The 21,061-nt window shown below is 63.5% G+C and carries 20 protein-coding genes and 1 pseudogene; 11 read left to right on the forward strand and 10 right to left on the reverse strand.

The window, feature by feature from the left end; translation table 11 throughout:
• Positions 1 to 56: 56 nt before the first annotated feature.
• The 5 genes from LCF60_RS12110 to LCF60_RS12130 all read right to left on the reverse strand — a co-directional run bounded on the left by LCF60_RS12110 (position 57) and on the right by LCF60_RS12130 (position 5,378).
• A complete protein-coding gene (locus tag LCF60_RS12110) occupies positions 57 to 977 on the reverse strand; it encodes an SMP-30/gluconolactonase/LRE family protein (RefSeq protein WP_292292060.1) in 921 nt (306 codons plus the stop codon).
• A complete protein-coding gene (locus LCF60_RS12115) occupies positions 974 to 1,900 on the reverse strand; it encodes an ABC transporter permease (RefSeq protein ID WP_292292061.1) in 927 nt (308 codons plus the stop codon). The genes LCF60_RS12110 and LCF60_RS12115 overlap by 4 nt, the downstream gene beginning before the upstream one ends.
• Positions 1,901 to 1,905: 5 nt before the next feature.
• The gene (locus tag LCF60_RS12120) at positions 1,906 to 2,832 is read right to left on the reverse strand and encodes an ABC transporter permease (RefSeq protein WP_292292062.1); all 927 of its coding nucleotides are present in this window, start codon (positions 2,830 to 2,832) and stop codon (positions 1,906 to 1,908) included.
• A complete protein-coding gene (locus tag LCF60_RS12125; protein WP_292292064.1) occupies positions 2,829 to 4,250 on the reverse strand; it encodes a sugar ABC transporter ATP-binding protein in 1,422 nt (473 codons plus the stop codon). Before LCF60_RS12125 ends, LCF60_RS12120 begins: the two co-directional genes overlap by 4 nt.
• A gap of 66 nt (positions 4,251 to 4,316) precedes the next feature.
• Entirely contained in the window at positions 4,317 to 5,378 is a 1,062-nt protein-coding gene (locus tag LCF60_RS12130) for an ABC transporter substrate-binding protein (protein ID WP_292292065.1), read from the reverse strand.
• Between the two features lie 182 nt (positions 5,379 to 5,560).
• Between LCF60_RS12130 and LCF60_RS12135 the strand changes: the two genes are divergently transcribed.
• The 7 genes and pseudogenes from LCF60_RS12135 (at position 5,561) to tnpA (LCF60_RS12165) (ending at position 10,290) form a co-directional block, all read left to right on the forward strand.
• Positions 5,561 to 6,739: an ATP-binding protein gene (locus LCF60_RS12135; protein ID WP_292292066.1), complete on the forward strand. Its 1,179-nt coding sequence runs from the start codon at positions 5,561 to 5,563 to the stop codon at positions 6,737 to 6,739.
• On the forward strand, positions 6,736 to 7,470 hold the full coding sequence (locus LCF60_RS12140) for a response regulator transcription factor (protein ID WP_292292068.1): 735 nt from the start codon (positions 6,736 to 6,738) through the stop codon (positions 7,468 to 7,470). The genes LCF60_RS12135 and LCF60_RS12140 overlap by 4 nt, the downstream gene beginning before the upstream one ends.
• Positions 7,471 to 7,603: 133 nt before the next feature.
• The gene (locus LCF60_RS12145; protein ID WP_292292090.1) at positions 7,604 to 8,029 is read left to right on the forward strand and encodes a hypothetical protein; all 426 of its coding nucleotides are present in this window, start codon (positions 7,604 to 7,606) and stop codon (positions 8,027 to 8,029) included.
• Positions 7,942 to 8,274: a glycoside hydrolase family 15 protein gene (locus tag LCF60_RS12150; RefSeq protein ID WP_292292070.1), complete on the forward strand. Its 333-nt coding sequence runs from the start codon at positions 7,942 to 7,944 to the stop codon at positions 8,272 to 8,274. The genes LCF60_RS12145 and LCF60_RS12150 overlap by 88 nt, the downstream gene beginning before the upstream one ends.
• A 650-nt stretch (positions 8,275 to 8,924) precedes the next feature.
• Positions 8,925 to 9,323: an IS200/IS605 family transposase gene (gene tnpA / locus LCF60_RS12155; protein WP_292292072.1), complete on the forward strand. Its 399-nt coding sequence runs from the start codon at positions 8,925 to 8,927 to the stop codon at positions 9,321 to 9,323.
• 70 nt (positions 9,324 to 9,393) lie between these two features.
• Positions 9,394 to 9,768, forward strand: coding sequence for a heme-binding protein (locus tag LCF60_RS12160; protein WP_363318408.1), 375 nt, complete (start codon positions 9,394 to 9,396; stop codon positions 9,766 to 9,768).
• A 106-nt stretch (positions 9,769 to 9,874) separates the two neighbouring features.
• Positions 9,875 to 10,290, forward strand: a pseudogene (gene tnpA / locus LCF60_RS12165) (IS200/IS605 family transposase).
• Between the two features lie 370 nt (positions 10,291 to 10,660).
• Here the strand turns inward: tnpA (LCF60_RS12165) and LCF60_RS12170 are convergent.
• The 3 genes from LCF60_RS12170 to LCF60_RS12180 are packed head-to-tail and all read right to left on the reverse strand — an operon-like array spanning position 10,661 to position 13,691.
• Entirely contained in the window at positions 10,661 to 11,881 is a 1,221-nt protein-coding gene (locus tag LCF60_RS12170) for a VWA-like domain-containing protein (protein ID WP_292292073.1), read from the reverse strand.
• Between the two features lie 2 nt (positions 11,882 to 11,883).
• The gene (locus LCF60_RS12175; protein WP_292292074.1) at positions 11,884 to 12,990 is read right to left on the reverse strand and encodes a MoxR family ATPase; all 1,107 of its coding nucleotides are present in this window, start codon (positions 12,988 to 12,990) and stop codon (positions 11,884 to 11,886) included.
• A complete protein-coding gene (locus LCF60_RS12180; protein ID WP_292292076.1) occupies positions 12,987 to 13,691 on the reverse strand; it encodes a hypothetical protein in 705 nt (234 codons plus the stop codon). Before LCF60_RS12180 ends, LCF60_RS12175 begins: the two co-directional genes overlap by 4 nt.
• Positions 13,692 to 13,790: 99 nt before the next feature.
• Here LCF60_RS12180 and LCF60_RS12185 point away from each other — a divergent pair, with 99 nt between their 5' ends.
• The 4 genes from LCF60_RS12185 to LCF60_RS12200 are packed head-to-tail and all read left to right on the forward strand — an operon-like array spanning position 13,791 to position 18,417.
• Positions 13,791 to 14,447, forward strand: a complete 657-nt coding sequence (locus tag LCF60_RS12185; RefSeq protein ID WP_292292078.1) for an ABC transporter ATP-binding protein — start codon at positions 13,791 to 13,793, stop codon at positions 14,445 to 14,447.
• Positions 14,444 to 16,840: an ABC transporter permease gene (locus tag LCF60_RS12190; RefSeq protein ID WP_292292079.1), complete on the forward strand. Its 2,397-nt coding sequence runs from the start codon at positions 14,444 to 14,446 to the stop codon at positions 16,838 to 16,840. The genes LCF60_RS12185 and LCF60_RS12190 overlap by 4 nt, the downstream gene beginning before the upstream one ends.
• Positions 16,830 to 17,870 carry a lipocalin-like domain-containing protein gene (locus LCF60_RS12195; protein ID WP_292292080.1) on the forward strand — a complete coding sequence of 347 codons (1,041 nt, stop codon included), beginning with the start codon at positions 16,830 to 16,832 and terminating at the stop codon, positions 17,868 to 17,870. Before LCF60_RS12190 ends, LCF60_RS12195 begins: the two co-directional genes overlap by 11 nt.
• Positions 17,863 to 18,417 (forward strand): pyridoxamine 5'-phosphate oxidase family protein, encoded by a 555-nt coding sequence (locus LCF60_RS12200; protein WP_292292081.1) that lies wholly within the window; start codon positions 17,863 to 17,865, stop codon positions 18,415 to 18,417. The genes LCF60_RS12195 and LCF60_RS12200 overlap by 8 nt, the downstream gene beginning before the upstream one ends.
• Positions 18,418 to 18,625: 208 nt before the next feature.
• On the opposite strand, the gene LCF60_RS12205 is transcribed toward LCF60_RS12200, so the two are convergent.
• Together LCF60_RS12205 and LCF60_RS12210 are read right to left on the reverse strand one after the other, a co-directional pair.
• A complete protein-coding gene (locus LCF60_RS12205) occupies positions 18,626 to 19,231 on the reverse strand; it encodes a nucleotidyltransferase family protein (RefSeq protein WP_292292082.1) in 606 nt (201 codons plus the stop codon).
• 9 nt (positions 19,232 to 19,240) lie between these two features.
• Positions 19,241 to 21,061, reverse strand: a 1,821-nt coding sequence (locus tag LCF60_RS12210; RefSeq protein WP_292292084.1) for an FAD-dependent oxidoreductase, incomplete at its 5' end; no start/stop codon positions are given.

The following is a 21,061-nucleotide window of genomic DNA, read 5'->3' on the forward strand; positions in this document are numbered from 1 at the left end:
ATTAGCCTTGGACAAATGAAGATCAGACCACCGATCAGAGGCTAGCCTCAAATCATTCAGCCGCGCGTCCAGGGTTCCGCCCCCTTTGTATCAACGAAGACACTGTAGACGGATGTCGTGGCGGTAATAAACATCTGGTGCCCATGCGTACCACCGAAGCATAGGTTGGACACCACCTGGGGTATTATGATCTTGCCCAGCAGAACGCCGTCACTGCCAAAGCAATGCACGCCATCCCCGGCAGATGACCATAGGTTGCCTTGGGCATCACACCGCATCCCGTCGGGTAGACCAGTGTCGATCCGCGCAAACACGCCTTTGTCCTTTAGCCGGTCACCTTCGACGGCGAATTGTCGGATGATGGACGGCACGTCGGGGTCATGACTGGACCCACTTTCCGCGATGTAGAGGGTTTTTTCATCGGGCGAAAAACACAGTCCGTTGGGCTGGGTAAAGTCTGTGACCACCGCTGTTAGTTGCCCATCAGGTGACAGGCGATAAACATTGCGGGTGGATTGGGACGGGGCCGCGCGGTAGCCTTCAAAGTTCGAGATGATGCCGTAGGTGGGGTCAGTGAACCAGATCGCCCCGTCCGCGCTGACGACCACGTCGTTTGGCGAGTTCAGGGGTTTGTCTTCGAATGTACTCGCCAGCACCGTTAACGTTCCGTCAATTTCGGTCCGCACCACATCGCGCTTGCCGTGGCGACAGCTCACAAGCCGTCCGTCCCGGTCGCGCGTGTTGCCGTTGGTGAATTCGGTTCCGGCGCGAAAGACGGAGAGACCATCTGCTTTGGACCAGCGCATGATCCGCTGGCTGGGGATGTCAGAAAACAGCAGGCACTCGTGGTCGCCGAACCACACCGGGCCTTCAGTCCAGCTCATTCCGTCGGCAATCTGAACAAGCCGGGACATGGGATGGACAAGTCCTGCAAACCGGTCGTCGTGAGGCTCCAGATGGGGCGGCATGCCGATCATGCGCGGATCCTCCTTGAGCTGGCGGCAATGACGATGCCGATGATGATGGTCCCGGTAAGGACGTTGCGGACACCTGCGCCGGCGCCGTAACTGTTGAGCATCGACACCACCAAGAACATGAACAGCGCTGCCCCCCAGACGCCCGGTACGTTCGAATCCCCGCCCGCGATAGAACTGCCGCCGATCACGACAACGGCGATCGACATCAGCAGATACTCCGCACCCATGTTCAACGCAGCCCCACCTGAGAAACTGGCGAGCAGGAAACCTGCAATGGCCGCAAAGACAGCGACCGTGACGTAGGTCGAGGCGCGCACCAGTTCCACGGGAATTCCCGCCAATCGTGCCGCGCGAAGGTTCTGGCCGCTGGCCAACAGCCACCGCCCCCAGACCGAGCGTTCCAGTACCACCCATGTGATGCAGGCGAGAACAAGACCTACCCAAGCCACATTCGGCAGACCCAGCAAGCGCCCGGTGCTGAAGTCCGCAAGGTCCTGCGGCGGCTTGATCCGCAGCCCTCGGTTCGACCAGATTGCAAAAGATTGATAGACCAGAGATGCGGCCAGTGTCGCGATGATCGGCGGCAGGCGCAGCAGGAATATCAACGCGTAGTTCGCGACGCCAACTGCCACGCCGACGCTGAGCGCAATGCCAAGGCCCATCAGTGCCGTGCCCGGATTCCCGCCCATCGCCTTTAGGGCCAGTGTTGCGGCCAGTGTCATGGTCGCGGGGATGGACAGATCGACGTTTCCCGGACCCAGGGTGATTACCAGCATCTGACCCAGCCCTACGATAGCAGCAAACGCCCCGAAAGACAGTGCCGCATAGGCCAGTTCGCTCGCGCCGCGCCCCGACGTCAGGCCAAGTGTAGCCGAAAAGGCAAGGGCGGCGGCCAGCCAGGCCCAGATCCAGGGTTTGTTCATGATCCTCATGTCCTGCCCCCTTGACGGAAAATCAACCGCGCGGTCAGCACAAGGATCAGGATCGCGCCTTGCGCGCCGATCTGCCAGTCAGACGACAGCCGCATGAAAGACAGGAAACTGGCCGCAAGGGTCAGCGTCAATGCGCCGATCACGGCCCCCGTCGGGCTGACTTTTCCGCCGATAAACTCCCCTCCGCCCAGGATCACTCCCGCGATGGACAGAAGCGTGTAGCGCATAGCAATATTGGCATCCGCTGCCGTTGTCAGGCCGACCAGCGTCATGCCGGCCAAGACGCCGAACAGACCGGCAAGGCCGTAGGCCAGCGCCTTGAGACGGATCAGCGACCACCCTGCACGTCCGACCGAGCGAGCGTTGCCGCCGACACCGCGCAGCACTGTTCCGATGCCCGACCGCATGATCAAAAGATGCGTGACCAGTGCGATGATTATGGCGGCGACCACGGCCATCGGCGCGAAGGGCGGCTTGACAGTCATCAGCGCGCGCAACCATTCCGGCGAAGACCCGCCGGGTGATGGCAGAATGAAAAGCGCAAGACCACCCCAGACGAAGGACATGCCCAACGTCACCACGATGGCCGGCAGATCGAAAGCGTGAATCAACGCGCCAAGGGCAGCATAGCTCAGGATCAGGGACAGCATGATCAGCGCGCCGATCAGCGGCGCGTCCTGCAGAAACGTCGCCGTGACGCAGGCCGTCAGGCTGACAAAGGCACCAAGTGACAGATCTATATCGTTGACCATGATGATCATCATCTGTGCGATCGTCGCCAGCGCGATAGGCACGGCGAGGTTGAACAGCAGGTTCAGGCCAAAATAGCTCATCGCACGCGGCTGCATGTAGAATGTCGCAGCCAGCAGCACAGCCAGGGACACGACGGGCAGGACGATCCTGTGACGGGCGAGGAAAGTCACGAAGCCTCCTGCATTTCGAACGACGCTTCGAGGATTTTTTCCTCGGTGATTTCGGCGCCTGTCAGTTCGGCGCTGATCTCACCGTTGCGAAAGACAAAGACCCGGTCGCATTGGCAGACCTCTTCGGTTTCGGTTGAATACCACAGAAATGTCCGTCCGGCGGCAGCTTCGGTACGGATCATCGCGTAGACGTCCTGTTTTGTGCCCACATCGACCCCGCGCATCGGGTCGTCCATGATGACGATCGGTGCCGGCGAGGCGAGCGCGCGCGCGAACAGCACTTTTTGCTGATTGCCGCCCGACAGCGACAATAGCGGGTTTGTGATATCGTCGGTGCGGATGCCGATGCGGGTTTTCCAGTCTTCCGCGACCTTTTGTTCGGCCTGTCGGTCAACCAACCCAAAGCGAGCGTCTTTCGGTAGGATCGACACGGTCATGTTCCGCAGGATCGACCAGAGCGGCAGAATACCGTCGCTCTGGCGGTCGCCTGCGACAAAGGCAACCTGCGGCGACCTGCCCGCGCGCCAGGATGATGATTGAGACAGGTACAGCTTGGCCAATGCAGCCGCCTGCCCGTGACCGGCAAGGCCAGACAGGCCCACCACTTCGCCTTGGCGGGCGGCAAGGCCCTGATCGGTGCGCACGACTTCTGCGCCAAAGGTGCCGGTGCGTTCAGCCTCCGCGGTTTCGGTGGCGACGTGACCCATTGCATCCACGAGGCCTTGGCGGGTGAAGTCGGCGGTCGGTTTTTCCGCGACGATCTTGCCGTCTTTCAGGACGATGATCCGGTTTGCGACGTCGAAAATCTCGCCTAGCATGTGAGATATGAAAATTACTGATCCGCCGCCCAAGCAGAAGCGCTTGATGTGCTGCAAGAGTTGATCGGCGATCCCGGCGTCCAGCGACGATGTCGGCTCGTCCAGAATGACCAGTCGCGCGCTTTGCCCACGGGGCGCAAAACCGATGGCGATCTCAACCATCTGGCGTTGCGCGATCGACAAGGTATCAACCTCGGCGTCGGATGTTATGCCGTGATCGGGAAAGACCATATCCAGCGTCTCGGCAATCTCGGCCCGTGCGGTGCGGCGCCAGCCGAAGCCTTTCAGCTCCATATGCGAAATTCGCAAGTTTTCCGCAACTGTCAGGTTTGGACATAGTGACAGTTCCTGAAAAACCGACCGCACACCTGCATCCAGTGCGGTCTCGCCCAAATCAAAGCGCACCTCGCCGGACGACGGGGGCAGTCCCCCATTTACCAGATTGACCAGGGTCGATTTACCGGCCCCGTTGTGGCCCACAAGACCGATGCAATCGCCGGGAAACACGGAAAGGCTGACACCATCAAGCGCGCGCACGGGGCCGAAGTGGCGCGCGGCGTCGGTCAGCGTCACGAGGGGTGCGGATTCCTGGGCGGTCATGGAATGTCCAATTAGATCAGCAGGATGGTCGGACCATGCGCTGCATGCGGCCCGACCGATCTTGGTTTACTCGGCGTCTGCGATGACCTGCTGCGCGTCTTCCAAGAAATAGGACACGTTGGCGACCGACCCTTCAGGCGTGCTTGCAAGCGCTTCATCAAGGTCCGCTTGGGTGATTTTCAGGAACGGCACGGTCAGGTCCTGTGGAACCTCTTCGCCTGCCAGCACCTGTTGTGCGACCCAGAACGCGAGCGAAGCGACGCCCGGTGCGATCGACAGCGACAGTGTCTCGTATCCGTTTGCATCGCGCTGCTCGGCCCACCACTGCAGTTCGTCCTGACGGTTCCCAAGCACGATCAGTGGCGTATCGCGGCCTGCGGCCTCGAACGCTTGCGCGGTGCCGTAACCGTCACCACCTTGCGTGACGACACCGACGACTTCCGGCAGGGACGGCAGGATGCCGGCCACAGCCTTTTGGGCCACGTCCTGCGCCCAGTCGCCGTGGACGGAGCCGACGATTTCGAACTGATCGTTGTTGTCCACGCCTTCGTGGATACCTTTCGAGATTTCGTCATCGACGAACACGCCCGCAAGGCCGCGAATTTCCAGAAGGTTTCCGCCATCGGCAAGGCGCGTCGCCAAATATTCAACCTGTTCGCGCCCCATCTGCGCAAAATCAACCGCGATGCGGTAGGCGCAAGGTTCTGTCACGATACCGTCGAAGCTGACGACGATCACACCTGCGTCGCAGGCCTCTTTTACCGCACCGTTCAGGGCGGTGGGGGATGCTGCGTTCAGCACGATGGCGTCATAACCCTGCAGGATCATGTTCTGGATCTGTGCAGCCTGCTCGGTCGCCTGATTTTCTGATGTGGTATAGGCGTCGGCGGCTGCGACGACGCCATCGGCGACAGCCTGTGCTGTACTTTCTTTCCAGGTTTGCAGCATTGCCTGACGCCAGGAATTTCCGGCGTAGTTGTTGGACAAAGCGATCCGCATTTCGGATGTATCGCCGGAATGGGCGTCGGCGTGCGCCAGACCGGCGGTCATGGCGATACCTGCTGCACCAAGCAGCATTCTTGAAATATTCATTGTTTCCTCCCTTTGCGCAGAACTCCGCGCCTCCATCCGATCCTTTGGGATGCGGATATCTCAGTGATGGGACCTGACGCCCGCAGTTGTAAAGGCATGCCGCCGCAGACCTGTTGCGGGAACCCGCAAGCGAATTGCGCGATGTATCGTTTCCTTTCCGCGTTTGACTTGTAACATTAGCACCGACGCAGCCGCGTCACCGGGAGGAGGACAGCGACATGAACCGGACAACCGCGCCGCCCGCGCGCGATGATGCTTTCTTGCGCATCTCGGCGCATCTGGCCGACCGGACTGATATTGCCTCGGCGTTACAGGCTGTCGCGGACGAGATATCAGAGGTCATCCCCTTCACCCATGCCGACCTGTGCCTGATCGACCGGCCCGGCTGGCTGGCCAGTTACGAGGTCGGCATCACCACGCGCTGGTCGCGCACGCGCACTCGGATCGAAGCCTCGCCGGTGCGCGATCTGTTTAACGGGCACTGCGATTCCATGTTGTGCGACGACGCGATGCAGGATCCCCGCCAGACCTTCGAGGGCGCCGTTTCAGAGCCGATTTTCCATCATACGCTGCGGTCGCGGGTGCATGTCCTTCTCAAGGTGATGGGGCGCACGATTGGTACGCTGAACCTGTCGCATTCAACACCGGGACGCTACGATCAGGAAACCGTCCAGCTGGCGCAGAACGTGGCGGATATTCTGGGCCCGTACCTGCACGCACTGCAAACAGCCGAGCGCGAACAGCGCGCCGCCCGGATCGGCCAAGAGGCGCAGGCGCGTGAGGAAGGTTTGCGGCGCGGCGCGCTGGAACTGACGCAGGCGCTGGAACAGGAACGCCAGCGCATCGGCATGGACCTGCACGACCAGACGCTCGCAGACCTCACCCGCCTGATGCGCGAGATCGAGGAAGGCGCGACGCCGAACCGGGCGGATCTGGACCGGCGCATTTCCGAGATCATCGCCGATCTACGTCGCATCATCGACACGGCCGTGCCCACGCTGTTGGAACTCTTCGGTTTCGTGCACGCGGTGCGCGTGCATCTGGAACGAGCCGTGGGCGGTGCTGCGATTGTTGCCGAGGTGATCGACCTGTCGGACAACGCGCCGGACAGGCTGAATGGCACCATTCGCACCGCTCTTTTCCGCATCGCGCAAGAGGCGATCAACAACGCCGCACGCCATTCCCGTGCATCGCGCATCGAAGTCAGGATAGAACCAGCGCCTGCCTCCGGTCTGGTTTTGACGATCCGCGATGACGGCTCCGGGCTGCCGACCGCACCCGCGCGCACGTCTGGGCTGGCACACATGCGGACGCGGGCCAGCCTGATCTCGGCAGAGTTGGATGTTGCCAGCGACCCAGGTTGCGTCGTGCGCGTCCTGCTGGAGGGACAGGCATGAAAGTCCTGATCGTCGAAGACGACCAGTTTCACGGCAGCTATCTGCAGGACGCGCTGTCTGAGGCTTTGCCAGAAGTGACCGAGATCATCAGCGCCTCCGACGGGCTGGAAGGCGAGGAGGCCGCTCGTCAACCCGGCGTCGATGCCATCGTCATGGACCTGCAGATGGCCGATCGGAACGGCATCGAGGCCGCGCGCACGATCTGGTCGGAACGACCTGACAGCCGTATCATGTTCTGGTCCAACTACGCCGACGAGGCCTATCTGCGCGGCATCGCCAAGGTCGTCCCACCGGACACGGCCTACGGATATGTCCTCAAGACCGCCTCGCGCGAACGTCTGAAACTGTCGCTGAGGGCCGTGTTGATCGAAGGGCAGATCATGGTCGATCGCGAAATTCACCGCCAGCAGAACCGGGGCGACATACAGCGGGCGCGGCTTGATGACAGCGAATATGCCGTGCTGATGGACCTTGCCCTTGGCCTCCAAGACAGGCTGATTGCAGAGCGTCGGGGTATGTCACTGCGCACAGTGCAAAACCGGCTTCTGTCGCTTTATGAGAAACTCGGCGTTGATTCTGATCTGGATGCGGGGTTGACGTTGAACAAACGGGTTCGGGCGCTGCACCGTGCCCTTGTGACGCGCGCAATCAATGTTGAGACGCTGGAAACCGCACAACGCGATCTGAACGAGTGGCTTGTCGGCCGCGCATCCCCGGGCCGCAGAAGCTGACGATTGTTGTAGGAAGGCACGACCGTTCCCACCAAAGTGATGTTTCAGAACGTGCCATCGCGTCCGTTCATTTACCTCGACTAACAGAGGATTTCTCGATGAACATTGAGCACACCGCCTCACCGCGCCCGGCATGGCGTCGCTCGGGCGCTCCTACCTCGGGGAGAGCGGCGTCCTGCACACCCGCCTCTCGATCGGCGGCGGGAAGGTCACGGTCACGGTCACGGACTGGCTCAACTTCGGCGATGCGCCCTCGGGCGTGCTCTGCTGCTTGGTGTCGCCCGCTCCCGTGGCGTTCGAGTTGCGCCTGGCGCCGCGCCCCGATTTCGGGCGTGGCGCGGCGGTTCCGGTGCGGCTCGCCGACAAGTCGTTCGCGATCGAGAACGGCGGCACGGTCCACGCCTCGCATCCCCTCACCATGACCGGGGAGGACATCCTCTGCTCGGTTCCGGCGGGCGAGAGGCCCGGCCGGTGCTGGCGGATGACGCACCCGAACCTCCGCCGGATCTCGCCACCCTGCAGCGCTGGCGCGACCTCTCGCTCGCTGCATGGGATCTGATCGCGGGGAAACCGCAACCGGAAATCTACGGCCGTGAGATCGCCGACTCGCTCCGGGCGCTCCGTATGCTGACCTACGAGCCGACCGGAGGCATGGTCGCGGCGGCTACGACGTCCCTTCCCGAGATTCCGGGCGGGACGCGGAACTACGACTACCGCTACGTTTGGCTACGCGATGCCGGCATGATCGCGAGCGCGCTCGTCCGGGCCGGTGACGGTGGGCTCGACGCTGAGGGCTTTCTCTGAGTCACGACGCCTGACGAAAAAGGTCCTCTTCGTTGAAAGGCTGGCTCTTTTCTGCCTTGGCACCTTTTTCGTCGGGCTACTGGTTCGATCGAGTGTCCGGCCTCGAGGGGCCATGGGTCTGTTCCGGTAGGGAGTGTGATCGACTTCACCTGCGATCTTCGACGGCAGAGAGATCGGGGCGAAGCATCCACCACGCTGAAGCTCTTCTTGCTCGGAACAATCCCAAAAATTGAAGAAACCCGGGTGGAGACACCCCCACCCAGGTGAACTATTTAACAGTAATCTACTTGCAACAATACAAGTAACTGCCGAGTATTGGTTTGGTTCCGAAGGGGCCCTTTCGGCGCTATTGTCGCTCAGCATTCGGCTGTCGACATCGATCAACGGCACGCCGCAATTCATCGAAGCCTCCGACATCTGTGGCCATTTCCCGAGCTGAGGCTGCACAGGTACGCCTGCCTTGATGATCGCGATCATCAACACGGGCATGCAGGCCGCAAACATCTCGAGAACGTCAATTTCACTTTCCACCTAATGGATCGAAGCCACCGGCTTCCAGCCGGTCCGCTTCAGCGAATCTGATGTGATCTTCCTCCCCAGAATCTGAAGCCCCCGAAAGGGTATGGCTTCAGATTCTGGGGAGGAAGATCATGCGCTACTCGTCATCCGCGCACACGCGATTCTATCACAGATACCACGTCGTGTGGGCGACGAAGTATCGGTACAAGGTTTTAAAGGGCGCAATGCGCGAGCGGATCCGAGAAATCATTATCCAGACGTGCGAAGAGCTGGGTGTCCATATCGTGAAGGGTGTGTTGGCGCGCGATCATGTCCACATGTTCCTGTCAATCCCGCCGAAGTTGTCCCTGTCCGATGTCATGCAGCGCATCAAGGGCCGCTCATCCCGCCGCATCCAGATGGAGTTTCCCGACCTGCGCAAGCGCTACTGGGGCAGGCGCTTTTGGGCGCGTGGGTATTTCTCCACGACCTCCGGGAACGTGACCGACGACGTGATCAGACAATACCTGGAATTACATTCCTCCAAATGATGCCACCGGCGTCAGCCGGTGCGTCCTTCACTACATTTCTGGCGCCAATAGCGGCGCGCGCGACATCGCTGTGACAGCGCCAGTCCTGAACACCGAAAGCGCCGATGGCGCCAAGATCGCGATGACCGCACCGGTTCTGCAAGACCGGGAAGGCGCGGGCAATATGATCTTTGTCCTGCCCGAGGGCCTGACCCCCCTGACCGCGCCGGTACCGACCGATGCGCGCGTCTCGCTGACGACGATCCCGCCGCGCCGAGTCGCTGTGGTACGCTATTCCGGTTTCCTGACCCAGCGAGCCTCGACCGAGGAAGCCCGGCTGCGCGACTGGCTGGCGCGCAAAGGCCTGAGGGCGACGGGGCCGGCCGAAATTGCCGGTTACAACCCGCCTTGGACCCTGCCGCCCTATCGCCGCAACGAGGTTCTCATCCCCGTCGAACGTGACTGACCGCGCGGTTCCGTCTCCGCCATGCCCCGCAGCTTTCAGTATCCACGCCCTGGAGCAAACCCTCCGACTTCCAGTCGGAACCGCTTCAGCGTGAAAGAATCGCGTCATGCAATATGACACCGGCAAACACTGCGTTTTCTATCACCGCTACCACATCGTCTGGTCGACCAAGTACCGTTACACGGTGCTGACGGGGGCACTGAGACTGCGGGTGCGCGACATCTGCCGGCAGGTCTGCCGCGAGAACGAGGTCGACATCTTGCGCGGGGTGCTGTCGAGCGATCACGTCCACATGTTCGTCTCAGTGCCGCCGAAGCTCGCCATCTCCGATCTGGTGCGCAAGATGAGGGCCGTTCGTCCCACAAGGTGCAACGGGAGTTTCCAGCCATCCGAAAGCGCTACTGGGGCTGCCGATTTCGGGGGCGAGGGTACTTTTCAACCACCAACGGTGCCATCACGGAAGACATTGTACTTCAGTACCTGGAACAGCACATCGCTGATCCTACCGGCGCCAGCCGGTAGTCGTTCAGTAAAACTCCGTATTTTTTCGTGTATGAGATAGCCAATACGGTGACCACTTGCTGATCTTGTCTTGGTAGGTCTAAGATTACTGACTCCCACATATGTCTATTTTTGCAACCGGATCGTTGGGAGCTGATTAATCTAAGCTGTTGTAATTAAAAGATTTCGAAAGAATTCAAAATCCCCCGGCTTAACGGCCTTGTCGGTTCGAGTCCGACCTTGGGTACCAATCGCTTGAAGTGTTTTCTTCATGTATCACATGAGACTCGTCGAATGGTCGTGACGAGGGCCCCAAGGCGTCCTGCCCAGAATCACGGCCGGATTTCGGAAACGCTGTTGCGCCACCTGCGCATCGCTGCACCCGCGCCGTTCACCTGTCCATCACCAGCACCGTTCCAAAGGATGGTGGCCGGACGACAGGGGTCGGCACCGTCCAGACAACGGCATGGGATGGCTGTGCCGGTACCGGCGCGTCAAGGTCGGTCAGCACCACCAGGAGCGACGGGGCGAGCCGCTGGCAAAGGGCGAAGACCGGTCCGAAATCGGTTCCACCGCCGCGCCGCAGGTCGAGCCGGGTCAGCGCCTCGGGCCGGTCCAGCCGCGTCTGGCTGTGAATTTCGGTGTCGAATCCGATCAGGTGCAGCTCGGCGTCGCTCCGGCGCTGGATGCCCAAGGCTTCGGCGGCAAAGAGATCGAGCTGGCTGTCCGTCACCGAACTGGACGTGTCGAGCGCCACCACGATGCGCGGACGTTGCACGTCACGGGACAGACCGGGCTGAAAGGCGGGGGGCGGGGTGGCTGCGCGCCGGGCGAGAGACTCCTGCGCGATCCAGCGCGCGGCCGGGCGTTTGCTTGACAGGCGCGGGACGTCGCTCGCGGCCTTGAGCAATAGCCGGCGCAGGCGCAGTTCCCACGCGATTGTCGCCTGGGGAAGATCGCCGAACCGGATCAGGGCCGGGCCGATGCCGATCCCGGCGGACCGGCCAAGCTCCAATGCCTGATCGACGCGGGTGGCCCAAAGGTCGCTTTGGGTCTCGAACCGGCCCTTGCTGGTCAGGTCGGGGGCGAAGCGGCGTTTCATCATGTAGTCGTCGAGCCTGGGGTCGAGGCGCGACGGGTCGCCGTCCATCGGGGCGGCCAGCGCGTGATACAGACGGTCGGTATCCCAGTCCGCAAGGATGTTCGGGGCCAAAGTGTCCAGGCCGGGCAGCAGGTCGATCAGCTCTTTCGCGCGCACCGCTGGCCGGGGCAGCGCGTGACCGCCCGCCAGAAGCGCCTCGTTGACGATGGCATCGGCAGCCAGCGTGTAGAGCCTTGGCTTGAACCCGCGTCCAAGCCGCGTTGCCATCTCGGCCTGTCGCGCAGAGTGGCGCAGCGCCACGTGCAGGACATGATGGGCGGCCAGACCGATCTGTTCAGGAAGCGAAAGCTGCGTGAAGGACGGCCCGTAAAGTATTGTATCGCCGTTGGTTTCGGTTTCGGCCTCGTGGTCACGATGGCCGCACCATAAGGCCAGCGCGGCAATCGCCGGATCCGCATCGCCCATCTGCGCCAGCGCCGCGCGGGCGCGTTGGCTGTGCGGACCGGACATGGCTAAAGCGCCCCGGCCTCGGCCCGATCCTGCGCATATTCGGCATAGGCGGAAGAGCTGCGAAACGCCTCTTGCAGGTCTTGCGCCAGCGCCTTGCGGATCAGAAGCTCGAAGCCGAAGCTGGTCAATTCGCCAAGCGGCAGCGATTGCAGCCGGTCGGATTTCAGCCTGCGCATGTCGGCCATGACCTCGATCACATCGCCGATCGTGTCGGCATCGGTCTGCGCCAGCAGCCCGTAGATCAGGCCCACCAACCCGTTCAGCGTGTCGGGATACAGCTCTGCGCGGTCTTTGCGCGGCGCGGCCAGCATGTCCTGCACCGTGACCATTGCGTCCAGTTCGTCGGCCACGCGGGCGAACTCGGCAGAAGGGGCCAGACCGACGGTGCCAGCCACCATCGTGTCGCGGATGCGCCGGTCCGGCACCGCGCGCATGATCTGGCTCACCCGTTCCCAGGACCGGGGCGTGCAGGCGATCATCTCGCCGCGTCGCAGGCTGTCTTCGGTGCTGTCCAGAAGATCGGGGCGCGCGCGCAGGAACGCCGTGACCGCCGGATGCAGCGACTGGTCCACCGCGTAGCGTTCCAGCCAGTCCTTGGCGTTGGCGGTGACATGCAGATGCACCAGCCGGTCCGACAGCGCCGTGCCCATCTCGTAGGCCACCGCGCCATCTTCAACCGTGTTGCCGGCGGCGACGACAAACACGCTGTCGGGCAGCGTGTGCCGACCGACGCGGCGTTCCTGCAACAACCCGTAGACGGTGGGTTGCAGGTAGGGCGACGCGGCGGTGAGTTCGTCGAGAAACAGCACGGCAGGCGTGTCGGGGCTGTCCGGCAGATCCTCGGGCCGGTACCAGAGCGTCTTGCGGGTCTCGTGGTCGTAGTAGGGCAGGCCGCGCAGGTCCTGCGGTTCGATCGTGGTCAGGCGGATGTCGTAAAGAGCGGCGCCGATCCGGTCGGCAAGTGTCTGGACCAGCTGCGTTTTCCCGACGCCGGGTTTGCCGTGCAGCATCCAGGACGTCATCAGCGCGCCGCTGCGCTGCGCCTCCCATGCGGCGTGCAGCACCTCGAGCGCGTCGCCGGCGGACAGGGTCTGGGCGTTCACGCTCATGCGGGGGCTTCCTCGGGCGCGGGCGCATCCAGCAGCGCCGCCAGACGCGCATGGCCCGAGACACCGCGCGTGTCGAAGGTCACCGCGCGCAGGAAGGTGTCGTCGCGCAGGTTCGCGCGGTGCAGGTCGCCCGCGGTGAACGTGGCGTCGAAGAGGTGCTCCGCGATCAGGTCGCGCTCTGCCGGGTCAAGCGACAGGATGCGCGGCTTGCCCTCGCTTGTCTGCACCGACACGAGGGTGAGGGGCGTCACATGGGCCAGTTCGGATTGTTCGACCACCAGCATCAGGTCGCCGCGCGTCTGGTCGCGATGGGCGGCGATCCGTGTCAGCACCCGCCGCGCGCGGTAATTCAGCGTGTCGAGCACCCGTGCGGCATCGTCCTCGGAGATCAGTTTCGCGCGCTTGTCGGGTGACAGGCGCAGCACCTTCATCTCGAAGAACCCGATGACGATGATCATCGCCACGGGCGCCTGCGAGATCGGCAAGGCCAGGTCGCGCCAGATGAACATGGCCGCCACGAAGGGCGAGAGCGCAATGAAGTAGCGCAGGGGTTCGTTCTCGAAGATCACCCGCGCGACCATCGCCGCGCCGCCGCCCCTGGGCAGGAACGCGATGCGATGCAGCACCTTGCGCGGAACCGATCCGGTTTCGAGCGCCTTGGGGTTCCAGACGGTCTCCGGGGTGAGGATGAACACAGACATGCGTTCGGAAATAGCACCGCGCGCCGACGCGGCAAAGTGTGCCGGTGCTTTTTGCGCGGTCGGGCTTTTCCTTTCTGCAGGGCGTGATAGCTCAGTCGCATGGTTTTGAATGTGCAGGACGTGACCAAATCCTTCCCCGGCGCAGAAGGCGACGTGCCCGTTCTGCGGGGCGTGTCGCTGATGATGGAGCGGGGTGAAACGCTGGCGCTGACGGGGGAATCCGGATCCGGCAAGAGCACGCTCTTGCACCTGATCGGAGGTCTCGACACGGTGGACAGCGGCACCATCCATGTCGGCGGACACGACATCACGGTGATGCGCGACACCGAGCGCGCGGCGCTGCGGCGGTCGGATGTCGGGGTGATCTTCCAGCAGTTCAACCTGATCCCGTCGCTGACGGTCGAGGCGAATATCGCGTTCCAGGCGCGTCTGTCGGGGACGTTCGATGCGGAGCACGCGGCGCGCCTTTCCGCGGCATTGGGCCTGAACGACCATGTGTCCAAGTATCCCGAGGCGCTGTCGGGTGGCCAGCAGCAGCGCGTGGCGATTGCCCGTACCCTGTGCGCCCGGCCCGGGCTTGTGCTGGCGGACGAGCCGACAGGCAATCTTGACGAGGCCACGGCGTCCGAGGTGCTGGACCAGATGCTGGCGCTGGTGCACGAAACCGGGGCGGCGCTTCTGATGGTGACCCATTCGCAGACAGTGGCGCGCCGCATGGGCCGGCATGTGCATCTGAGCCAGGGTCACGTGGTGTGACCTGGACGACGCTGACCGCGCTTCTGTCGCATTGGCGGCGCAACAAGGTGCAGTTCTTCGCGCTCATCAGCGGGCTGGCCCTGGCCACCGCGCTCTGGTCCGGTGTGCAGGCGATCAACGCCGAGGCCCGCGCCAGCTATGATGCGGCGGCGGCCACGCTGGGCGAAGGCCAGTTCGATCAGCTTGTGCCGCGCGCCGGGGACCGGATCGACCAGTCCACCTATATCGCACTGCGCCGCACCGGATGGCAGGTGTCGCCGGTGCTCGAAGGGCGGCTGTCGACAGATGACGGCCCGGTCCGGATCGTCGGGCTTGATCCGCTGACCGCACCGGGCGGCATCGCGCCGGTGGGCATGCAGGAGGACGCGACCCTCGACGATTTCCTGACGCGCGGCGTGGTGTTCGTGGCCCCGGATATGACCGGCGCTTTGGAAGGTGCCGTGTCGCAACGGGTGATCGCCGATCCGTCCGTGGCGCCGGGGGTGGCGCTGACCGATATCGGCGTTGCGCAGCAATTGCTCGATGCCGAAGGCCAGCTGAGCCGCCTGATCGTCGCGCGGGTGCAGCCGATGGGCCTGCCGGACATTGCCACGGTTGCGCCCGGTCTTGTCCGGCAGCCCGCGCAGGACGCGGGCGCGGACCGGTTGACCGACAGCTTTCACCTGAACCTGACCGCCTTCGGATTGCTCAGCTTTGCGGTGGGCATCTTCATCGTGCACGGGACCATCAGCCTTGCGTTCGAGCAGCGGCGCGGCATGGTCCGGACCTTGCGGGCGCTGGGTGTGCCGCTGATCACGCTGATCTGGCTGATGATCGTGGAACTGGTGATCTTCGCCCTTGTGGCGGGCGGGATCGGCGTGGCCCTGGGCTATGTCATCGCCGCCGTGCTGTTGCCGAACGTCGCCGCGACGCTGCAAGGGCTGTATGGCGCGACCGTGGCGGGCACGTTGCAACTGCGCCCGGAATGGTGGCTGTCGGGCATGGCGATCGCCGTTGTCGGCACCGGTCTGGCGGCGTCGGGTGCGCTGTGGAAGATCGCGCAAATGCCGCTTCTCTCGAGCGGCCGGCCCCGTGCCTGGGCGGTGGCGTCGGGTGTGACGGCGTGGCGGTTGGGGGCCATCGCCGGCGTGCTGTTCGGGGCCGGTGCAGGCATCGCGATCTGGGGGCAGGGGCTGACGCTGGGGTTTGCCCTGCTGGCCTGCCTGCTGATCGGTGCGGCGCTGATGCTGCCGCTGGTGCTGCGCGGGGCCGTGACGCTGGCCGACAGGATGGCGCACAGCGCGGTGTGGCAATGGTTCTGGGCCGATACGCGGCAGCAGGTACCGGGGATGAGCCTTGCTCTGATGGCGCTACTGCTTGCCACGGCGGCGAATGTCGGTGTCTCGACCATGGTGTCGAGCTTTCGCGTGACCTTTGTCGATTTCCTTGATCAGCGGCTTGCGCCCGAACTGTTCATCCGCATCGAGGACGCCGCGCAAAGCCCTGATCTTGAAGCCTATCTGATCGCCAATGCGCGCGAAGTCCTGCCGCTTCTGTCGGTCGAAACCGATATCGCGGGCGTGCCCTCGGACCTTTTCGGAGTGCGCGTCGGCCCGACCTATCGCGAGAACTGGCTGTTCCTGGCCGAGACACCGGATGTCTGGGATCGCGTCGCAGAGGGCGAGGCGGTGGTGGTCAGCGAGCAACTGGCGCGGCGGGCGGGTCTGTGGACCGGCGACCCGGTGACCATCGCACCCGACCTGACGCTGCCCATCGCCGCCATCGTCGCCGATTACGGCAACCCGCTGGGTCAGGCGCTGATCTCGGAGCGGCTGTTTCGCGACCTGTTCCCGGAGATCGTCCCGCTGTCGTTCGGTGTGCGCACCGACGATCCGGCGGCGTTGCGCACGCGCCTGACCAATGATTACGGCTTGCCCGAAACGGCGATCACCGACCAGTCGAGGATCAAGGCGTTCTCGATCGCGGTGTTCGAACGGACCTTCACCGTCACCGGCGCGCTCAATGTGCTGACGCTGGCGGTTGCGGCCTTTGCCATCCTGATGAGCCTTTTGACCCTCGCGTCGATCCGGGTGCCACAGCTTGCGCCCGCCTGGGCGCTTGGGCTGACGCGGCGCACGCTGGGACAGTTGGAACTGCTGCGCGCGCTGGTGCTGGCGCTGGTGACCACCGTGCTTGCGATCCCGCTGGGCCTGCTGCTGGCATGGGTGCTCTTGTCCTACGTCAACGTGGAGGCGTTTGGGTGGAAGCTGCCGATGTACCTGTTCCCCAGCCATTACGCGCTGCTGACGCTCTTTGCACTGCTTGCGGCGGCATTGGCCGCGCTCTGGCCCGCGATCCGGCTGGCCCGCACGCCGCCATCGGACTTGCTCAAGGTGTTTGCAAATGATCGTTAGAGCGCTTCTTCTGATGCTCTGGCTGCCGGTGCAGGCCGCGGCGCAGGGCTTTGCCGGGTTGGGCACCGATGCCGAGGGCTTTGCCGTGCCGACCCCGAACCCTGCCTTCGACTTCCCGCAGGACCACGGCGCGCATCCCGAGTACCGCATCGAGTGGTGGTATCTGACGGCCAACCTGACCGGACCGGATGGAACGCTTTACGGCGTGCAATGGACGTTGTTCCGGTCGGCACTGGCACCGGAAACCCGCGAAGGCTGGTCCGACCCGCAGGTCTGGTTCGCGCATGCCGCCGTCACGACGCCGGATCGCCATCTGGTGGCCGAACGCATCGCACGCGGTGGGATCGGGCAGGCGGGTGTGACGGTTGATCCCTTCGACGCCTGGATCGACGACTGGCAGATGGCGGGGCCGTCCTTTGACAACGTGACCCTGACCGCGCGGGGGGACGCGTTCGCCTATGATCTGGGCCTGCAGGCCAAAGGGCCGCTGGTGTTTCATGGCGAAGACGGCTTTTCGGTCAAATCGGCTCAGGGGCAGGCGAGCTATTACTATTCGCAACCCTATTATGAGGTGGCGGGCACGCTGACCCTGCCGCAGGGCGATGTGCCGGTGACCGGAACCGCTTGGCTCGACCGCGAATGGTCGTCGCAGCCCTTGGCCGAGACGCAATCGGGGTGGGACTGGTTTTCGCTGTCCTTCGAGACCGGAGAAAAGCTCATGGGGTTCCTGTTGCGCGAAGACGATGGCGGCGCGTTCACCTCGGCCACATGGATCGCGCCGGACGGAACGACGACGGCCTATCCCGATGGCGCCTTCGCGGCGCAACCTCTGGACTGGCACGAAGTCGCGGGACGCGAGGTGCCGACCACATGGGAGGTGCAACTGCCGGACAAGGGGGTCGACGTGACGGTCACAGCGCTCAACCCCGATGCCTGGATGGCGCTGTCCATCCCATATTGGGAAGGGCCGGTGATCGTGGAGGGATCGCACGAGGGGCGCGGCTATCTGGAGATGACGGGTTATGAGTGATCACAACGACCTTGCCGCCTTCCTCGATCTGGGCTGGCAGCGGCTGTCGCGCGGCGTCGCCGACCGGCGCGCGGCGGCGCGGCACCCGGCCTTTGCCACCGTGTCGCCGGACGGCAGGCCCGAGGCCCGCACCGTCGTGCTGCGCGGCGCCAGCCGCAGCGATGGCACGGTCGAGGTGCATACCGATGGTGGGTCGGACAAGATCGCTTCGCTGAAGGCCATTCCGCATGCGCAGCTGATGATCTGGGACGAAAAGCCGAAGCTGCAGATCCGCTTGTCCACCCGAGTCACGATCCGGCAGGGCGAAGAGGTGGCGGACCGCTGGCAAAACGTGCCCGACGGGTCGCGCATGGCCTATGGCGCATCTCCGACCCCCGGCACGGTGATCCCCGAGGCCCGCGCCTATACCAAGCTGGCCAGCCACGACTGGTTCACCGTGCTGACCTGCCAGATCGAATCGATTGAGCTGATGCAGTTGGTCGATCCGCACAGACGCGCTTTTTTCAGGGCGTCCGATGGCTGGGTCGGAGAGTGGTGGGTTCCCTGACGTCATCTTTTGCAGGGCCGCAGGTGAGGGGGCTCACAAATCCGACATTTTTGTCTTGCCTTGAAGGAATTCTTGAGTAGGGTCACCGCTACCGACGAAAGTCCGGGCAGATTTACACCCGATTGCGCCCGAAAGAGGCAGCGATCGAATGAAATGGGACGGTAGGGGAGAGCCGTCCCATTTTTTTGTCTGCAACCTTGTCCAAATCTTACCGGTCGGGGTTGTTCGCCCGCCAGAGCGTCCAGGCATCCGGCGAGTCCAGATCGGTCAGCGCATGATCAGACGGCAGGGCGACGCGGATCAGGCGTGTCCGGTTGGCGTGCACGATCGCGCGCGCGCCTTCGTCACCGCTCAGGGATTTGAACTCCGCTATCAGGTCCGCCGGAAAGATCACCGGATGTCCGGGCGTTCCGTCTGCACCGGTGGCCTGAACCAGGAATTCGCCGCTGGCATCCTCGAACGCCTGCAGCACCTGCCGCAGATCGTCTTCCGTGATGTCCGGCATGTCTGCGGGCAGGATCATCACACCTTCCGCTTCCTGCGACACCGCGCTTGCCGCGCGGCGCAATGAGGCGGACATGCCGTTGCGCGCATCGGGCACCGCGATCTGGGTCACGCCCAGACCGTGCAGCGCATCGGCTCGGGGATGGGTCAGATCGGGAAGGGTGACGATCACATCCTCACTCACCGCCAAGGCCCGCTCCGCCACGACGCGCAGCAGGGGCAGACCGTCGACCGGTTCCAGCAACTTGTCCCTGTCGCCCATCCGGCGACTGGCACCGGCGGCGGGAATCACGTGGGTTATCTGGGTCATGCCCCCAGTCTAACCGCGCATCTGCGCCCCGTCAGCGTCGTAAAGCGGGGTGCTGATCAGCGTGGCGTCACGCATCTCGCCGAGGATCTCGATCTGTGCCTTTTGCCCCTCGGTCGCATGGCTGCGCGGGATCAGGCCAAGGGCGATGGATTTGCCCGCGTGGTGCGAATAGCCGCCCGATGTGCAGAAGCCGCGCACGTCGCCGTCGATCCAGATCGGCTCGTAGGCATGCACATCGGCGTCGTTCACGGCGACCTCGAAGGCGCAGAGCACCCGGTCGGGTGGGTCCGCGCGTTCCGCCTCGGCGGCGGCCCGTCCGATGAAATCAGCGGGCTTTGACCACGCGATGAAGCGGTCCATCCCTGTTTCGGCTGGCGTGTAATCGGGCGAAAATTCGGACAGCCACGAGCCGAAGAACTTGTCGAGCCTGAGCGACATCATCGCGCGCATCCCGAAGGGCCGCATCCCGTGATCCTGCCCGGCACTCCAGAGCGCGTGCCAAAGCTGCCGCTGCGCGACCGGTTCACAGTAGATCTCGTAGCCCAGACCGCCGGTATAGCTGACCCTTTGCACAAGGCAGGGCGTCATGCCGATGGTCATGGGCCGCACATCCATGAACTTCAGACCCGTGGCATCGCGCGTCACCGCGTCCAGCACCTTGCGGGCGTTCGGCCCGGCGATCTGGAAGCCGGTCAGCTGGTCCGACACGTTGCGCACGGTCACACCCTCGGTCGCGTTCTGCTCGAACCAGCGCATGTGATAGGCCTGCGCGCCGTAGCTGGCGGTCAGTTGGAAATGTGTGTCCAAGAGACACGAGATGGTGAAATCCCCGATCAGCCGCCCCTTGTGCGACAGCATTGGCGTCAGCGACAACCGCCCCGGTTTCGGCACCCGGCCCGCCATGACCCGGTCCAGCCAGTCGCGGGCATTTGGGCCGGTGACCTCGTACTTGCCGAAGTTCTGAACCTCATTGATTCCAACGGCTTCTCGGACGGCCTTCACCTCGCGTGCGGTGGCGTCCCACGCGTTCGAACGGCGGAACGATGGGGTTTCATAGCGCGGTTCATCACCTTGGGCGAAGTAGTTCGGCACCTCCAGCCCGAACTGCGCTCCCCAGACCGCGCCCAGACGATCGAAGATGTCATACATCATCGTCGTGCGATTGGGCCGCGCGGCAGGCAGCTCTTCGTTAGGGTAGCTGACCGAAAACCTTTTCTGATAGTTTTCAATGACTTTCGGGAGGGTGTAGCCGGGGCTGATCCAATCGCCGAAGCGGGCCACGTCCATCGCCGACACGTCGCGTTCGCATTCTCCCTCGATCATCCACTGCGCCAGCATCAGGCCCACGCCACCCCCTTGGCTGAAGCCCGCCATGACACCGCAGGCCGACCAGTAGTTGCGAAGCCCCGGCACCGGGCCGACCAGCGGGTTGCCATCGGGGGCAAAGGTGAAGGGGCCGTGAATGACCGATTTGACGCCGGCACGCTCCAGAACCGGAAAGCGTTTGTAAGCGAATTCAATGCTTTCCTCGATCTTGTCAAAGTCATCCGGCAAGAGCTCGTGGCCAAAAGTCCACGGTGTGCCATTCACCGCCCAGGGACGACAAGGCTGTTCGTAGAACCCGATACACAGCCCGCGCCCCTCCTGCCGCAGATACGATTCTCCGGCCGGGTCCATCACATGCGGATGCTCGGTCTCGCGCTCGGAAATCTCGGGGGTCTCATCGGTGACGATATACTGGTGCTCCATCGGGTGCAGCGGCAGATAGACCCCCGCCATCGCGCCCACTTCGCGCGCCCAGAGACCACCCGCGTTGACCACATGTTCGGC

This window comes from Marivita sp., from assembly GCF_020055635.1.
GTDB lineage: Bacteria > Pseudomonadota > Alphaproteobacteria > Rhodobacterales > Rhodobacteraceae > Marivita.